Here is a 14,522-nt window from a genome sequence, read left to right as displayed (position 1 = left end):
AAAGGGAATATCACCTGTTTATGCGATTGTTTGGCTTCAATATCGCATGAATATGCGATGAATGTAGTTTTTGAGCTACAGCAATGCAATAACACGCTGATATGGTTATATCAAATGATTAGATTTGTTTACGAGATTAATAAAAAGCCAATATTATGAAGACCTCTAGGCATGCAGTCATCTTAGATGATCAAAAGATTGTCGCCTTCTCGTTTGAGCTGTTGCTCAAACGTGAATGTCAAATAGATCTGGTCCAATCCTTTAACAGGGGTAACGACTTATTTCAATTTTTGTACGCTTTCGGAAAGGAGGAGCTGCTTGTTTTTCTGGATTATTACCTCCAAGATGAAAATGGACTCTCCGTACTGACAGAAATAAAGCGTATCAATGGGTCCGCAAAGGTTATCTTTCTGACCGGGGCAACCGCACCGGCTGTGTTAGCCAGTATGTTGCAATATCGTCCGGATGGTCTACTGAGCAAATCCTGCGAACTGGCGGAGATACAGGCCTGTTTGGCAGCAGTAAATAGTAGGCAGACCTTCATCTGCAGGGAATTCGAACATATCTTGTCCAGCAACGACAAAAGAGTGGAAACCTTTACGCCACGGGAGATCGAAGTGCTGCAACATTTCTCGAATGGCTACAGTGTGGCCGAAACGGCTTCAAAAACCTTTTTAAGTCCACATACAGTAGTGACACACCGTCGAAAAATGATGGCTAAAGCCGGTTGCCAGACGATTGCACAAATGCTAAAATATGCACGCGAGCACCATTTAATATGATGCGCTGAAAAACATATGCGCATACGATATTATTAATAGCGATGTCGAGCGCGCAACGTATCGCCGAACAGGACAAGTAGAACACGCTATTTTATCACCAAAAGCTCGTGTGAAATGAATAGTGTTTTCAATGTTTTTTGAGATAAATTGCAAGATGCTTAAGTATATTGGATAAAGCGCACTGCTGTAGTGCGCTTTAAAGTGTGGCTGCTGAACTGGACTCCAATGAGCCGATGATCCGATCGAAATTCCAGTTTGCTAAAACCCTTAAATGTGATTACCCATTAAAGATAACACCGTCGTAACAGGCATTATAAATGGCCTTGAGATCTTCCAATACCGGAACCCGTGGGTTGAATCCTGTACATGGATCCAGCAAGGCGTTGTTTGTCATGTAATCGATATTTTTCTCCCAGTCTGCTTTGGAAATTCCAAATTCTTTGATGGACGAAATATTATTTACCTCAGCACGTAGCGTTTCAATGGCCTGTGCCAGTTCCTCAGCTGTTTCTTTGCCGATCACTTTCGCCAGATCAGGGAAACGCGCGGAAACCTTGGCGTTATAACGGATGACATTGGGTAAGAAGATCGCGTTTGCAGCACCATGCGGAATACCATACAGTGCGCCGACCTGATGGGATAGGGAGTGCACGATACCTAACCAGGCATTGTTAAATGCCAATCCTGCCATAAAGGATGCGTCGTGCATGTTTTGACGGGCTTGGATATTTGTCGGGTTGTTGACCGCTTCCTTTAGATTATTGAACACAATTTCTAAGCCACCCTTAGCCAGTACATCGGCATAATTGTCATCGATGTTGGATACATAGGCTTCCACACAGTGCGTAAGGGCATCCAGGCCCGTGTTGGCTGTGATATGGGCCGGCATTGACGCACAGACTTCGCCGTCAACAATAGCGATATCGGGTGTCAGTTCATACGAAACAATCGGGTATTTGACGCCTTTTTCGCGGTCGGTGATGACAGCCAGACCAGTTGTCTCGGTACCGGTACCACTGGTGGATGGGATGGCGATAAATTTCGCCTTGTTGCGCAAAGTAGGTACCGTAAAAGGTTTGACCAAAGCATCGAAATCAGCCTCTGGATATTCGTAGAATACCCACATCATCTTAGCAGCATCAATCGCTGAGCAACCGCCAAGACCGACGATCCAATCGGGCTGAAACTCACGCATCGCTGCTGCTCCCTTGAAACTTGTAGCTGATGATGGATCTTCCTCTACGCCATCGAAAACAAATGTTTCAAGACCTGCTTCCTGTAGAAATGCAATTGATCTATCCAACGTTCCGCTTTGACGCATCGAATTTCCCCCTGTCACGATAAAGGCTTTCTGACCTTTAATATTCTTCAGTTCTTCAAGGCTTCCCGCGCCGTGGAATACTTCTCCTGCAATAAATAATTTGCTCATTGTTGTATCTTTTATTTAATGCTTCAAAGATAGCGCGGCAATGGGCCTCGATTATTACACAAACAGGACTACGTGTTATACATTTGAGCCAACTCATTTTGGAGCTGGGTCGGTGTTTCATTGAGCTTTGCTTTCACAAATTTGTTCAGCGCTGCCGGGGAGTTGAATCCCAGGTCAAACGCAATTTCTTTGTGTGTGATGTCTGCAAACATGAGCTGCCGCTTGATTTCGGTCATGATCCGGTTGTGGATGGTATTGATCGCGGTGTCCCCACAATGTTTTTTGGTAATGGCGTTGAGCTTTTTGGGTGTGATGTAAAGCTGATCGGCATAGTATTGTACCGATCGCTCTTCTTTGTAGTTTTCGTTGAGCAATTTTTTGAATTCGATATACAGGCTTTGGTCTGCCGTTTTAGTTCCCAGAACGGGGTGCTGCCCATGTACGGATTCAATGAGCTTGAGCAACAGGATCTTGATGTAAAAGCGTGCTTCTTCTTTGCGGACCAAACTTGGATTTTGATAAATATCCTGTATAAGCTTGATTGTATGGATACTCTCGGCAAATTCGTCGGTTGACAAAACCGTATTGTTGAGTTGGGTTGACAGGTTGATATTATAGGGGCTCAACTCATTTTTGAGGATATCCGAACAGAATAACACCTCTTCAAACAAGATGATTTTGCCGGCCACCTGACCAGAAAAAGCCTGTATGGCATGCACCTGATCCGGGAAGATGACCGAAATCCGGCTGCTGTTCAGGATGTACTGTCGGTCTTCGATCTGTAGTCGTAGTTCGCCTTCCTGAATCACGAAGATGCAAAAATGGTCTTTTTGATGTGGCGCTGTGTAAGCCTGTAAATGCTCGGCATCAAGGTCAAACACACGGAAAGATAGTTTCTTGTCTTCTATTTTGTTGATCTGCTTTTTAAGGTATAGTCGTTCCATCAATTCGTTTCTGCTGTTTAAAAAGAAAGGCAAAGGTAGCCATTTAAATTCGGCGACGATGTGCTATTTAGGTTTTGTGACAAGCAAAATACAGCACCAGGAAAAAATGCAACTATTTCAATCAGCTAGTTTAGCGTGTCGCTATTTTTTTTGGACCATAGTTCCATGTTCGGAAAATTAAACTTATCGTTGTTAAAAATCGGATCTTTCTTGGCCTTCTGCTGCTCACGATAGTCATCATAAATGGCAAGTACTTTTTTGTGGAGCAATAAAATTGCGATCAGGTTGAGCCAGGCCATGAGTCCAACGCCAATATCGCCCAACGTCCAGGCAGACTTTGCCGTACTGATGCAGCCTACATAGGTGGATACTAACATAAGCAGGCGCAAAACCCAGATAAGTATGGTCTTGTGCTGTTTTTTGCGACTTACAAAACTGATATTGGTTTCGGCAATATAATAATAGGCCATGATAGTCGTGAACGCGAAAAAGGCTAAGGCTAAAGCGACAAAAGCGTTCCCAATGGTAGGGAAGTGATGTGACACGGCCTGCTGCGTAAAGCCCGGTCCCATTTCCGTAGCGGGAAGGTGCTGTACGATAAACCCTCCGTTTGGATTTTCCACATTATATTGTCCCGTAAATAGGATCATCAAGGCTGTCGCAGTACAGACAAACATGGTATCGACATAGACTGAAAAGCCCTGAACCAGCCCCTGCTTGATGGGATGAGATACTTCGGCGGCGGCAGCAGCATGTGGCGCGGTGCCCTGACCGGCTTCATTGCTGTAAATGCCCCGTTTTACGCCCCATGAAATTGCCATACCCGCCACAGCACCAAAGGTTGCCTCCAGATTGAAGGCGGCTTTTACAATCAGTGAAATGACGGCCGGTATCTGTGTAAAATTGAGACCGATAATGACTAATGCCATCAGAATATAGGCTCCCGCCATAAATGGAACGACATACTCAGCGACGGTACTGATCCGCTTGACACCGCCGATAATAATGATGGCGAGTAAGGCCGCTATGCTCAATCCGGTAACGCTCGGCGACAAGTTGAAGGCTGATTCAACCGCCGCACCGATGCTATTACTCTGCACGCCGGGGAGTAAAAATCCAGTACTGATGATCGTGACGATAGCAAATGTCCAGGCAAAAGCCTTGGAACGCAACCCTTTCAGAATATAAAATGCTGGCCCGCCCCGGTATTCTCCGTCATTGACCTCTTTGTACATCTGGCCGAGCGTAGCCTCCACGATAGCCGATGCACTGCCCAAAAAAGCGATGACCCACATCCAAAAGATAGCTCCGGGACCGCCCATGGCGATGGCTGTTGCAACACCGGCAATGTTGCCTGTACCCACACGACCGGAGATAGCGAGCGAGAATGCCTGAAATGAGGAAATTCCTTTGTCCGAACTATTGCCATCAAAAAGCAAACGGATCATTTCCCGAATTTGCGTGAGCTGCGGGCATCGGAAACGTATCGTAAAATAGATCCCAGTCAACAAACATAAGTATACCAGAGCATCACTCCAGATGATGTCGTAAATTTTATTGATTATATCGTTCATATTTTAAAATTAAATCTTTAGGCGCACTAAAAGTAGGTAAAAAGCAGCTAAAATATAGTATACTTTCCTGAATTTCGTATAGATTATAGTGATTTGATTGAAATTGGCGATAGAAATTATGAATAATGCGATTATTTTAGTTTTAATATGTGTTATTTGTACAATATGGGGTTAAAAAAACATAGAATAAGTATTTTTTTTTCAACAAGATGCGTAGCTCGGCCGATTTGTTTCAATAATGTTTTGGATATCGCTTGAAAGTAGGTCATAAAGACAGCAGACCATGGCTGCAAAAGTACTTTTGATAATTTAAGCCATGGTCTGCCGTATGCGGTTGATGAAGCCTTAAAATTTAACTGAAATTGCGTGCTGCCATGAGCATGCGCAGGTCGTCGGATGCGGGCAGTTCAAACACCTGTAGATGAAAGTGTTTAATGGCGGCCAGCAAATGGTCAAATATATCGGCCATGGTATCTTCGAAATAAACCCATTGTGTCCCCTTGGTAAACATGTACAGTTCCAACGGAATGCCGTATTCATTTGGTGCGAGCTGACGCACCAATAGGGTCAGTTCCTGATGGATATTGGGGTTGTGCTTAGCATAGGCAAGTACATAGGCCCTGAATAGACCGATATTGGTCATCCTTCGGCCATTGACAGGCGAGGAGCTGTCGGTATTCCAGGTTTTGTTGTAATCGGCAATCTCACGCTCCCGTTTTTCGATATAGGGGGCCAGCAAGTGGATTTTTTTTAATGCTGTAATTTCCTCAGCACTGAGATAGCGTACAGAAGACATTTTAATGTTCAAAGCCCGTTTTATCCGACGGCCGCCCGTCTCTTGCATCCCGCGATAGTTTTTGAATGAATCACTTAGCAGGGTATAGGTCGGTATGGTGACGATGGTCTTGTCCCAGTTCTGTATCTTTACATTGTTGAGGTTGATCTGCAGTACGTCGCCGTCAACACCATATTTGGGCATTTCTATCCAGTCACCTACGCGGACCGAGTCATTGGCCGATACCTGGATACTGGCCACAAAGCCTAGAATAGTGTCTTTAAATACCAGCATGAGGATGGCGGATGCCGCCCCCAGCGAAACGAGAAAAGACCAGGGCGAATTGCCGGTCAGCAGCGACACGGCCAGTGTGCCGATGACGAAAATCAAAAAAATCTGTACCACCTGCAGGTAACTGTCGATGGGCTTGTCCTTGAATCCTTTTGACGTACGAAAAATATCCCTGCAGGTTTTTAACAGGCTGTTGATGAGATGATAGACTGTAAGCAATACCAACAAATCCAAAAATTTGACAATCGCGGCTGTCAGTACCGGAAAGCCAAGAAAGATGACCGGAAGCAGCTGCCGGGTGAGCAGCGTCAATATGGTCCGGCTCAGCTGCACATGCACCTTATTGGCCAAAAGAAAATCATCCCATTGGGTCGAGGTTCGCCGGGCAATTTTGTTCAATGCCGAATAGAAGATGTTGCGCATCAGGTAATCCAATGCATAGAGTAGCAGGGCAAAAGCCAGAAGTAAACCTACTGCCGTACCCATATGGGCCTGCTGTTCGGGTAAACCTAATGTCGTAAAGAGATTGAAGATGTACTGATAAATTGAACTTGATTGTTGTTCACTGAAGTTGAGCATGTCTAAATTTTTCATATGAACAGACAAATTTACGAAGAAATATAAAAACGGGTTTTTATGTGGTAAATACCCTTTAACAACGGCTTTTCTGTGTTTTATTTGCTTATTGATTAATTTTTATGTATATTCGTAAATTAATAGATAACCAGATGGCGAAAACTTTCTGTTTTTGCGTCTTAAAACCCCCGACAATTTGAATGAGATTAGTGTGATAGGTGGTGGGAGTTGGGCCACGGCCCTGGTTAAAATTTTAACAGAAAATAGCATCCATGTCAACTGGTATATGCGGCGTTCTGAGCAGGTGCGCTCGATAAACCGTGATGCTGTTAACCCTGACTACCTATCGTTTTTAAAACTTGACAATACAAAAATTTATGCCTCCGATCAACTGGACGAGATCGTGGGTCGGTCGAAAGTAGTTCTTTTCGCCGTGCCCAGTGCGCACCTGCACAATGTTTGCGCTGCAATTCCCAAAGAGGACCTCGCCGAAAAATTTGTGATCACCGCCATAAAAGGGACTGTCGGTCCTGACAATCTACTTCCTAGTTCTTATCTCGCCCGGTATTTTGAGCTGAAAGATTTTCAGCAGGCGATGATTGCGGGTCCTTGCCATGCCGAGGAAATCGCACGGAACAAGAAAACCTATATGACCCTATGCAGTTCTAATGAAACCTTTATCGGCAAGATCTCAAACTGGTTTGCTTCAAGTTATATGCAGGTAAAGTACAGCCCGGATATGGTGGGGGTGGAGTATGCCGCCATTTACAAAAATATTGTGGGCATTGTCTGTGGCATGGCCGAAGGACTGCATTACGGCGATAATTTTATGGCGGTGCTGGTGTCCAATGCCATCGACGAACTGGGGCTGCTGCTGCGTGCCGTTGGCACGCCCGATGCCCGGCTGGGGAGCTCTGCCTATTTGGGCGATTTATTGGTGACGGGTTACTCCGCACATAGCCGCAACCGCGCGTTCGGTAAATATCTTGGCCAGGGGTATTCGGTTTTCGAGGCGCGTCAGCTCATGGGCATGGTCGCCGAAGGATACTTTGCAACCAGGGGGCTGATGGCGACGGTAAAGCGCCTCGGGCTCAATTTACCCCTGTTACAGACAGCCTACCGGGTGCTATACAACCATATGGCTGCAGTGGATGAATTTAAACTTTTAGAAAGGAATATAAGATAATATGCTATTAGCAACAGATTTAGACGGAACTTTTTTAGGCGGTAAGATGGAAGACCGCCTCAGATTATATAGACTGATCAAGGCCAGCCCGAACGTGCAGCTGGTTTTTGTCACCGGAAGGGGACTGGAGTCGGTATTGCCGCTGCTGAGCGATCCGCTCATTCCAGTGCCGGACTTCATTATTGCGGATGTGGGTGCCACGGTCGTTAACGGCCATAGCCTGGAAGCGATTGAGCCGCTGCAGAGTGAGATTGAGGAAAAATGGCCGCAGACGTATGCGATCCGGGCAGCACTGGAAGAAATCCCGCAGCTGAATTACCAACATGTGCCACAGCAGCGCCGCAGCTCCTTTTATTATGAAGCTGGGGTAGACCATAGCTTGGTACAGCAGGTAGCCGACAGGTATGAATGTGACATTATAACATCGGCCGATAAATACCTGGATTTGCTCCCCAGAGGGGTCAATAAGGGGACTACATTAAAGAAGCTGGTTGAATTTCTGGCGGTCGATCCGGATGATGTGATGGTGGCCGGTGATACATTAAATGATCTGGCCTTATTTCAGATCGGCTTTAGGGGTGTTGCCGTCGGAAAATCCGAACCAAGTCTGCTGCAAGCGATTGCAGAGCTGGATACGGCTTATAACGCGGAAGCCGCCGGAGCGGGCGGTATACTGGAATATATGGGCAAGCACCGCCCGTTTCAGCAGTTGATCCGCGGGGAAAAAAAATTAATACCTCAAAAAAGAAAATCCAAAAAATCCGATCAGCTGGTGATGGTATACCATCGGCTGCCTTTTGAAAAGGAATCGGTCAATGGTAACACGGTACGGGTAGCACCCAAAAGTCCGAATGGCATCATTCCCTCGCTGCTGGGCCTATTCGAAAAGGGAAGGTCTGGCCTCTGGATCGGAGAGGAAGTGATCCAGCAGGACGGACAGCCGGTTCCAAATCAGCTGGTGGATGAAAGCCGGTACCCTAATCTGGTCGCCTCCACCATATCGTTGTCAAAAGAGGATATCGATAAGTTCTATCGTGTATTCTCCAAGGAGGCGTTCTGGCCGACGATCTTTTCCTTTGTGGACCGGGCAAAGTTCAACCACGAGGACTGGGCGCATTACCTGATGATCAACAAACGCTTTGCCGAACGAATCGCCCGCGAGGCCGACGAGGAGGCGCTGGTCTGGATCCATGAGTATAATCTGTGGATGGTGCCTTCTTTTTTAAAGACCATGCGCCCCGATCTGAAAATTGGTTTTTTTCACCATACGGCATTTCCGGCAGCAGATATTTTTAATATTATTCCCTGGCGCAAAGAGATCATCGGCAGCCTGTTGCTCTGTGATTTTATCAGTTTTCATATCCCGCGTTATGTGGAGAATTTTGTAGATGTGATCCGCAGCCATACGCCGTTTAAAGTAGTCAAAAAGGTAGATGTCGCCAACCAGTTCCTGACCTACAGCTGTGCCCTCGGGGTCGATCAGATGACAAAGATCATTGAGGTGGATGGCAGACAGATCAGGCTAGGGGCACAACCGGTCGGTGTCAACAGGGATCATATCGAGCATATTTTGACTGATGATCACATTACGGAGGAGATCAATACACTCAAAAAAAGCAAAGCGGAATCGGAAATAATGCGTATTATATCCATTGAACGCCTGGACTATGTCAAAGGGCCATTGGAAAAAATTCAGGCTTTTGGTGAATTTCTTGCCGAGTATCCCGAATTTCGGGGTAAAATCGAACTGGTCAATGTCTGTACACCGCCATCACAAGGAATGACGATTTATGATGAGATCCGGGATCAGGTGAACCAGGCTGTGGGTGAGATCAATGGTAAATACGCTACAATGAACTGGACGCCTATCCAATATTTTTACAGGGCACTGCCCTTTGAGGAGGTCGTCAAGCATTATGCGCTGAGCGATATTGCCTGGATCACGCCTTTGCGTGACGGGCTGAATCTGGTCGCCAAGGAATACATTGCGACCCATGGGCTATTGGAGACCCCGGGGATTCTTGTGCTTTCGGAATTCGCGGGAGCTTCGGTCGAATTGCCTTATGCCATATTGACCAATCCCTATGACCGCAAGAGCATGAAAGATGCGCTATTAAAAGCACTGGTCATGGAGCCTGGAGAGGCTCAGGTCAGGGCGCGTAGGCTATATGAGCATATTGAACACTACGATATCCATTATTGGGGTAAGGATTTTGTCAAGGAGCTTGAAAAATCCGGTAAGCGGCTTTGAACAACAATTGCGGGGGCTCATATTTAGCCCCGCAATTGTCCAATGGTCTAAAATGTCAATAAGCCAACAGTTAAACTGGCCATATAGCGCGACTGTCCTTTTTCAAAGGGGCCAGTTGCGCCAGATAGGGCTGTTTCCAAACTGCCAGGTCCCTTGACATAGAGCTGATTATTATTCTTCCCGAAACTGGCAAGCCGGTATTGTATACTTAAAAAACAAAGAATATCATGGCAGGCTTTTCGAAAAAATAGGTCTTTATGCCGCTTTTGGTCTTCGAAGCGGGCAGCTTACTGCCCACCACCACCGGAACCTGAAAAAGCAAAGGAGTTCTCCTGAAAATGTCCCGCTATGGACTGTCCCCCGGAAAGTGGCTAACTTTCTGGGGCTATGCATTATCTGGCGGGACGTTTTTTATTGTCCTGTGACCTGTTTCTTTTGAAAATTTCTTTCACGCCGCCTTTTGTTAAAATAATCGCATTGTAGACACCTGTTCTGTCCCGCACAAATTCAACTGTTCTGTCGTTATCGTCTGATCTGAAAAATTTTGTGCCGGACTCGGGGATAAGTTCCCTTTCCATATCATTATAATACAGTTTGCCATCCACCTCTAGGATCTGAATCGCATCGTATTGGCCCACATAGTTTTTGTAAAACGCGGTATCTGACCCTACGCGATGATGCCGGTAGGGAAGTTCTACCTCTTTTCCAAATGCAATGGCCGAAAGCCCATAAGCGATGATATGAGACTGCGATTCATTATTGGAAAGGACGGTGATAAAAAGTTTGTCATCCGTAAAGCGATTAAAGGAACTCATGCTGCCGAAAAAGCCACCGTCGTGCGCAATCAATTGATGCCCGTGGTTATAAAAGGGGTTGATGATAAATCCGTAGCCCCAGTTTTCGGCGTTATGGGGCGTAAACATTTTTTTCTTCATTTCAGCGGACAGGATCGTGCTGCCATAAAGTGCTTTGTCCCACAATGCCAGATCTTCGACAGTCGAATAAACGCCATCATGGCCCAGATTGATGTTCCAGTTGATATAGGGATTATGGATAAAACTATCTGGGGCACGGCGATAGACCTTGGCCTTTTTGGACACGATCGCATCATTGCTGCTGACGCCCGTATGCTTCATTCCGACTTTTTCAAATATATTTTTCTTTAGAAAAGCAGCATAGCTGTCGCCTGAAACTTTTTCAATGATCCGGGCCAACAAATAATAACCGATGTTGCTGTAGGCAGTATTTGTGCCGGGTGAAAATGCATAGGGAATCTGTTTGATGGCCGCGTAGGCGGAATCACTGCTGATAGTGGACAAAACGATTTCTTTGAAACCCATGGCCATTCCCGAACTATGCGATAGGAGCATATGGATACTGACACTGTCGGATTTGGGATAATCAGGGAAAAATTTACTGAGTTTATCATCGAGGGATAATTGGCCCCGATCGACCAGTTGTAGGATCGCTGTGGCGGTAAATTGTTTGGTCACTGAGGCCAGCTGAAATTTGCTGTCTACGGTATTGCTGATATTCCATTCGTAATCTGCCATGCCATAGGCTTTTTTGAGTAAAGGGATACCGTCTTTTGAGACAAAGACGGTTCCACTAAAGTGATTGATAGTGGACTGCGCCTGCATGTAATTGGCCAGTTTTGCCGCTGTGCTCTGCTGGCCGAAAACTAGAACCGGACACAGGAAGATCAATAGAATAAGCTTCATCATATTGTTGCATAAATGAATGATGCAGCAATGTTACCATAAAAAAAAATGCGGTCATTGTATTTTTGTAAACCCGTTAAATAAAAATCCACTTGATCTCGTTCCGCTCAAGGGCTGCTATTCTGGAAAAGAAAACTTTTGGTGTAAAGCCTGTTAATTTTTTGAAATCCCGGATCATGTGTGACTGGTCAAAATAGTCGACATGATAGGACTGGCCGATGTTGTTTTTATCGTCAAGATGGCTTTGGATGGCCGCCCGGAACCGGACTATTTTTTTGAATTGGGACGGACTTTTACAGATATGCTGATCAAAATGCTTATTTATCGTTGTCCGTGACCGCCCGATTTGATGCGATAATTTGGTCATGGATTGATTGAGGTTGCCAGCATCGAGCATTTCGCGGAGCACATGTTCCAGCAAAGGATCGGCAAAAGGGCGTAGTTTTGAGATCCAATAGGCTTCCAGGGCCTTGATACGCTCCTGATGATCCCTGATGGAAAGAATGGCCGCCATAGCCTCTTTATAATCGTCGTGGGGATTGAAATCGGGAAATGTTCCGCTGCTGTAATGTCGCAGGTCATGTGGTATAAAAGCATTTAAGCCGAGGGGCTTGAAGTATGTTGTGATTTCATCTATTTTCCCGTCGTAGCTAATCAGCACCGGCTCGTTAAAATCGCATACAAGGTTGGTTTCTATGGATGCATTGGGACAATGTTTTGTGATTATTTTGTCTTGCGTGACAAAAGTGCTGGTCTGCGCACTGATGGTAACAATGCTATAAATACCGGGGAAGGTAAAATAAGTGACGGGCCTCTCGTTTGCGGATTTTTCCAGGATATAGAAACACTCAATATAACGCTTCAACAGGAGGCTCTGGGGCCGATAGATTTTTATGATCATTTTTTATACACCTATTTTTTTACCTATTAGTGAGCAGAGGTAGTCACATGACTTTTTTAAATTGGTATTCGAACAGGGCGTTAAGTTACGCTTTTAATCGGTGAGGACAAACAGGGTATCAACGGTATTTGTGAAAACTTAGACCTGTCGGAGGGCAAAAAATAGGGCGCATAATCAGTAAATAAATCAATTAGCTGCGTAAATTTAACAAAGCCCGATCAGCGCTCTTCAGCTGGATGAAGACTTCATTTAGGGCTCCTATCAGACTGATCAAGGCCCACTGGTAAAGAGAGGCAGGCAAACTGCAGCCTGGAATATATCGTTTTTTAAGGTACTCCTCAAGGAAGTGATGCGGCTACCGTGCCATTGCTGTGCCCTGAGTTTCCAAAGAGTTGCCGTATTTTCGTTTTTAAGCTGAAAAAAGTATTGGCAGGAAGGCGCGCCCAGACAGGCGCGCCTTCCTGCCAATAATTAATTGTGAATCCCGTTAGTCCAAATAGAAGAAAAGCCGGCTGAAGGTTTGATTCGGTACTTTGGGTGCAATAAAATAAGGCTGAACCTTTCCCTTATCGTTCAATTTTGGGAAAAAGAATCCACCTGCAGGCAATTTACTTTTTGTCTCGTCGCCTTCAAAAGCCCATTCATCTGTATTGGCCTTTGTGAAATGGACTGTAGCACTCATTAGATCGGCGTTTTTGTCAAAATCCTTGGGCGGCAGATAATCGACATAGAACCATCTTCCGGGAAGCACATTTTTTGCAATGTACTCTTTACGTACATCGCCCGAAGTTGCATTGACTTTTTGTAAAGAAATATCAATCGGGAAATCTATGCTTTTATCATAAATGTAAAAGCCCAATTTATTGACATTGGGGTCGGCAGCGGGCGGGGTTAGCTCCTGTACCTTTCCGTCAAAATAGAGGTAGTTGAAATTTACTTTGATGGTGTTTTCAGGCAATTCCGCGCTATAAACTACTTTCTTGGTCACTGTATCGGTCAAAGTAACCAGCCGTTTTTTGGGTACCTTGTAGCTAAAGGCCGTTGTAAAATGGATGTTGCTCTGGGGCTTGATAATAAATGCTCCCTCTTTGTGATCAAATACGGTGGTATCAATCGCCACGACCAAAGGATGATCACCGCCATTGTAGCCATTGATCAGAATATGCATCGCACGTTCGACCTCAGGGGTCTCTTTGTTGCAGGCGCTGAAAAATAAGGGGCTTCCAAGCAGCAGCAGCGCAATGGATAGGAAAAATGTCTTTGTCAATAGATTTTTCATAAATTATAATTCTAAAACCTTATTAAACTGTATGATATTATTCACCGGAGCTTCGTTAATGATAAACAACTTGGAAGCGGCCTTTGTGGGTGAGGGTACCGGAGCAACCGAGGTAAGCGGGTTGAATTCATAGGACGTTCCAGCTGTATAGGGGATGTCTGTACCGGCTTTATAAATATGGGCCCGAAACAGCACCGGTGTTTTCTGCCCATTATAATCCTGTACGCCCAAGGGAAAGGGGGTAAAAGATATGGGCTGTGAGAACTCATTGGGTTTTAAATTTTTGATGCGGATGACCTCTTCAAACACTTTGGGAAGAAAGTAGTATTTCTTGAATACAATATCCACCGGTTCACGGTAATTTAAAATATTGGACTGGAACATATAGATCAGTTGGACCTTGCCCTCCACGGGTTCAGGAATCGCGGGGAAATCGCCTACCTTTCCGTTCATATAGATTACATTGAGGTTTGTCTCGACTGTCGTTTCGTTGGCCCTGATTTCCCGTTCCAGCAGGATTTTATCGGTCGCTTTGGACTTCATGGTAAATTTTAAGTGCTGTTTGCCCGGGTCATTGAAATTGTAGGTGGCTCCAAAAGCAATTTTGCTGAACGCTGGCGTCACGGTGGGGGAAAAGGTGTCCAATTGAAGAATAAGTTCCTCATTGCTGTTATTATAACCGCTTAAATTGATCAGATGTATATCGGAATGATACAAAAGCTCTTCTCCGCCTTTATTGCACGACAGGAAGGTGAAGAGCAGAAAAAAAGTGATCGCTGTGGCTGATAGGATTATTTTCGTTTTCATATTGGC

At 45.3% G+C, this 14,522-nt stretch carries 11 protein-coding genes; 3 read left to right on the top strand and 8 right to left on the bottom strand.

What is annotated here, in order from left to right; genetic code table 11:
• Positions 1–155: 155 nt before the first annotated feature.
• On the top strand, positions 156–782 hold the full coding sequence (locus tag G6053_RS18000) for a response regulator transcription factor (RefSeq protein WP_108633531.1): 627 nt from the start codon (positions 156–158) through the stop codon (positions 780–782).
• Positions 783–1,059: 277 nt separating this feature from the next.
• Here the strand turns inward: G6053_RS18000 and G6053_RS17995 are convergent, their stop codons facing one another.
• The 4 genes from G6053_RS17995 to G6053_RS17980 all read right to left on the bottom strand — a co-directional run bounded on the left by G6053_RS17995 (position 1,060) and on the right by G6053_RS17980 (position 6,389).
• Positions 1,060–2,211: an iron-containing alcohol dehydrogenase gene (locus G6053_RS17995; RefSeq protein WP_165307646.1), complete on the bottom strand. Its 1,152-nt coding sequence runs from the start codon at positions 2,209–2,211 to the stop codon at positions 1,060–1,062.
• Between the two features lie 68 nt (positions 2,212–2,279).
• The gene (locus G6053_RS17990) at positions 2,280–3,155 is read right to left on the bottom strand and encodes a helix-turn-helix transcriptional regulator (protein ID WP_165307644.1); all 876 of its coding nucleotides are present in this window, start codon (positions 3,153–3,155) and stop codon (positions 2,280–2,282) included.
• Positions 3,156–3,280: 125 nt separating this feature from the next.
• Positions 3,281–4,729 (bottom strand): alanine/glycine:cation symporter family protein, encoded by a 1,449-nt coding sequence (locus G6053_RS17985; RefSeq protein WP_165307642.1) that lies wholly within the window; start codon positions 4,727–4,729, stop codon positions 3,281–3,283.
• A 352-nt stretch (positions 4,730–5,081) separates the two neighbouring features.
• Entirely contained in the window at positions 5,082–6,389 is a 1,308-nt protein-coding gene (locus tag G6053_RS17980) for a mechanosensitive ion channel domain-containing protein (protein WP_165307640.1), read from the bottom strand.
• Between the two features lie 178 nt (positions 6,390–6,567).
• Between G6053_RS17980 and G6053_RS17975 the strand changes: the two genes are divergently transcribed.
• Together G6053_RS17975 and ggpS are read left to right on the top strand one after the other, a co-directional pair.
• On the top strand, positions 6,568–7,557 hold the full coding sequence (locus G6053_RS17975) for an NAD(P)H-dependent glycerol-3-phosphate dehydrogenase (protein WP_165307638.1): 990 nt from the start codon (positions 6,568–6,570) through the stop codon (positions 7,555–7,557).
• A gap of 1 nt (position 7,558) precedes the next feature.
• On the top strand, positions 7,559–9,808 hold the full coding sequence (gene ggpS, locus G6053_RS17970; RefSeq protein WP_165307636.1) for a glucosylglycerol-phosphate synthase: 2,250 nt from the start codon (positions 7,559–7,561) through the stop codon (positions 9,806–9,808).
• Between the two features lie 392 nt (positions 9,809–10,200).
• Here ggpS and G6053_RS17965 read toward each other — a convergent pair whose 3' ends face one another.
• The 4 genes from G6053_RS17965 to G6053_RS17950 all read right to left on the bottom strand — a co-directional run bounded on the left by G6053_RS17965 (position 10,201) and on the right by G6053_RS17950 (position 14,516).
• On the bottom strand, positions 10,201–11,532 hold the full coding sequence (locus tag G6053_RS17965) for a serine hydrolase domain-containing protein (RefSeq protein WP_206531766.1): 1,332 nt from the start codon (positions 11,530–11,532) through the stop codon (positions 10,201–10,203).
• A 73-nt stretch (positions 11,533–11,605) separates the two neighbouring features.
• The gene (locus G6053_RS17960; RefSeq protein WP_165307634.1) at positions 11,606–12,430 is read right to left on the bottom strand and encodes an AraC family transcriptional regulator; all 825 of its coding nucleotides are present in this window, start codon (positions 12,428–12,430) and stop codon (positions 11,606–11,608) included.
• A gap of 487 nt (positions 12,431–12,917) precedes the next feature.
• Entirely contained in the window at positions 12,918–13,709 is a 792-nt protein-coding gene (locus G6053_RS17955) for a hypothetical protein (RefSeq protein ID WP_165307633.1), read from the bottom strand.
• Between the two features lie 3 nt (positions 13,710–13,712).
• Entirely contained in the window at positions 13,713–14,516 is an 804-nt protein-coding gene (locus G6053_RS17950; protein ID WP_165307631.1) for a hypothetical protein, read from the bottom strand.
• Between the last annotated feature and the right edge of the window lie 6 nt (positions 14,517–14,522).

It is taken from the genome of Sphingobacterium sp. DR205 (genome assembly GCF_011064245.1).
Lineage (GTDB): Bacteria > Bacteroidota > Bacteroidia > Sphingobacteriales > Sphingobacteriaceae > Sphingobacterium > Sphingobacterium athyrii.
Note: the sequence above shows the minus strand (reverse complement) of the source record. Positions and strands in the feature narration are given on the sequence as shown.

Coding starts and splice junctions, on each gene's coding strand:
- G6053_RS18000 (WP_108633531.1), top strand. CDS start 156: ATGAAGACCTCTAGGCATGCAGTCATCTTAGATGATCAAAAGATTGTC.
- G6053_RS17995 (WP_165307646.1), bottom strand. CDS start 2,211: ATGAGCAAATTATTTATTGCAGGAGAAGTATTCCACGGCGCGGGAAGC.
- G6053_RS17990 (WP_165307644.1), bottom strand. CDS start 3,155: ATGGAACGACTATACCTTAAAAAGCAGATCAACAAAATAGAAGACAAG.
- G6053_RS17985 (WP_165307642.1), bottom strand. CDS start 4,729: ATGAACGATATAATCAATAAAATTTACGACATCATCTGGAGTGATGCT.
- G6053_RS17980 (WP_165307640.1), bottom strand. CDS start 6,389: ATGAAAAATTTAGACATGCTCAACTTCAGTGAACAACAATCAAGTTCA.
- ggpS (WP_165307636.1), top strand. CDS start 7,559: ATGCTATTAGCAACAGATTTAGACGGAACTTTTTTAGGCGGTAAGATG.
- G6053_RS17965 (WP_206531766.1), bottom strand. CDS start 11,532: ATGATGAAGCTTATTCTATTGATCTTCCTGTGTCCGGTTCTAGTTTTC.
- G6053_RS17960 (WP_165307634.1), bottom strand. CDS start 12,430: ATGATCATAAAAATCTATCGGCCCCAGAGCCTCCTGTTGAAGCGTTAT.
- G6053_RS17955 (WP_165307633.1), bottom strand. CDS start 13,709: ATGAAAAATCTATTGACAAAGACATTTTTCCTATCCATTGCGCTGCTG.
- G6053_RS17950 (WP_165307631.1), bottom strand. CDS start 14,516: ATGAAAACGAAAATAATCCTATCAGCCACAGCGATCACTTTTTTTCTG.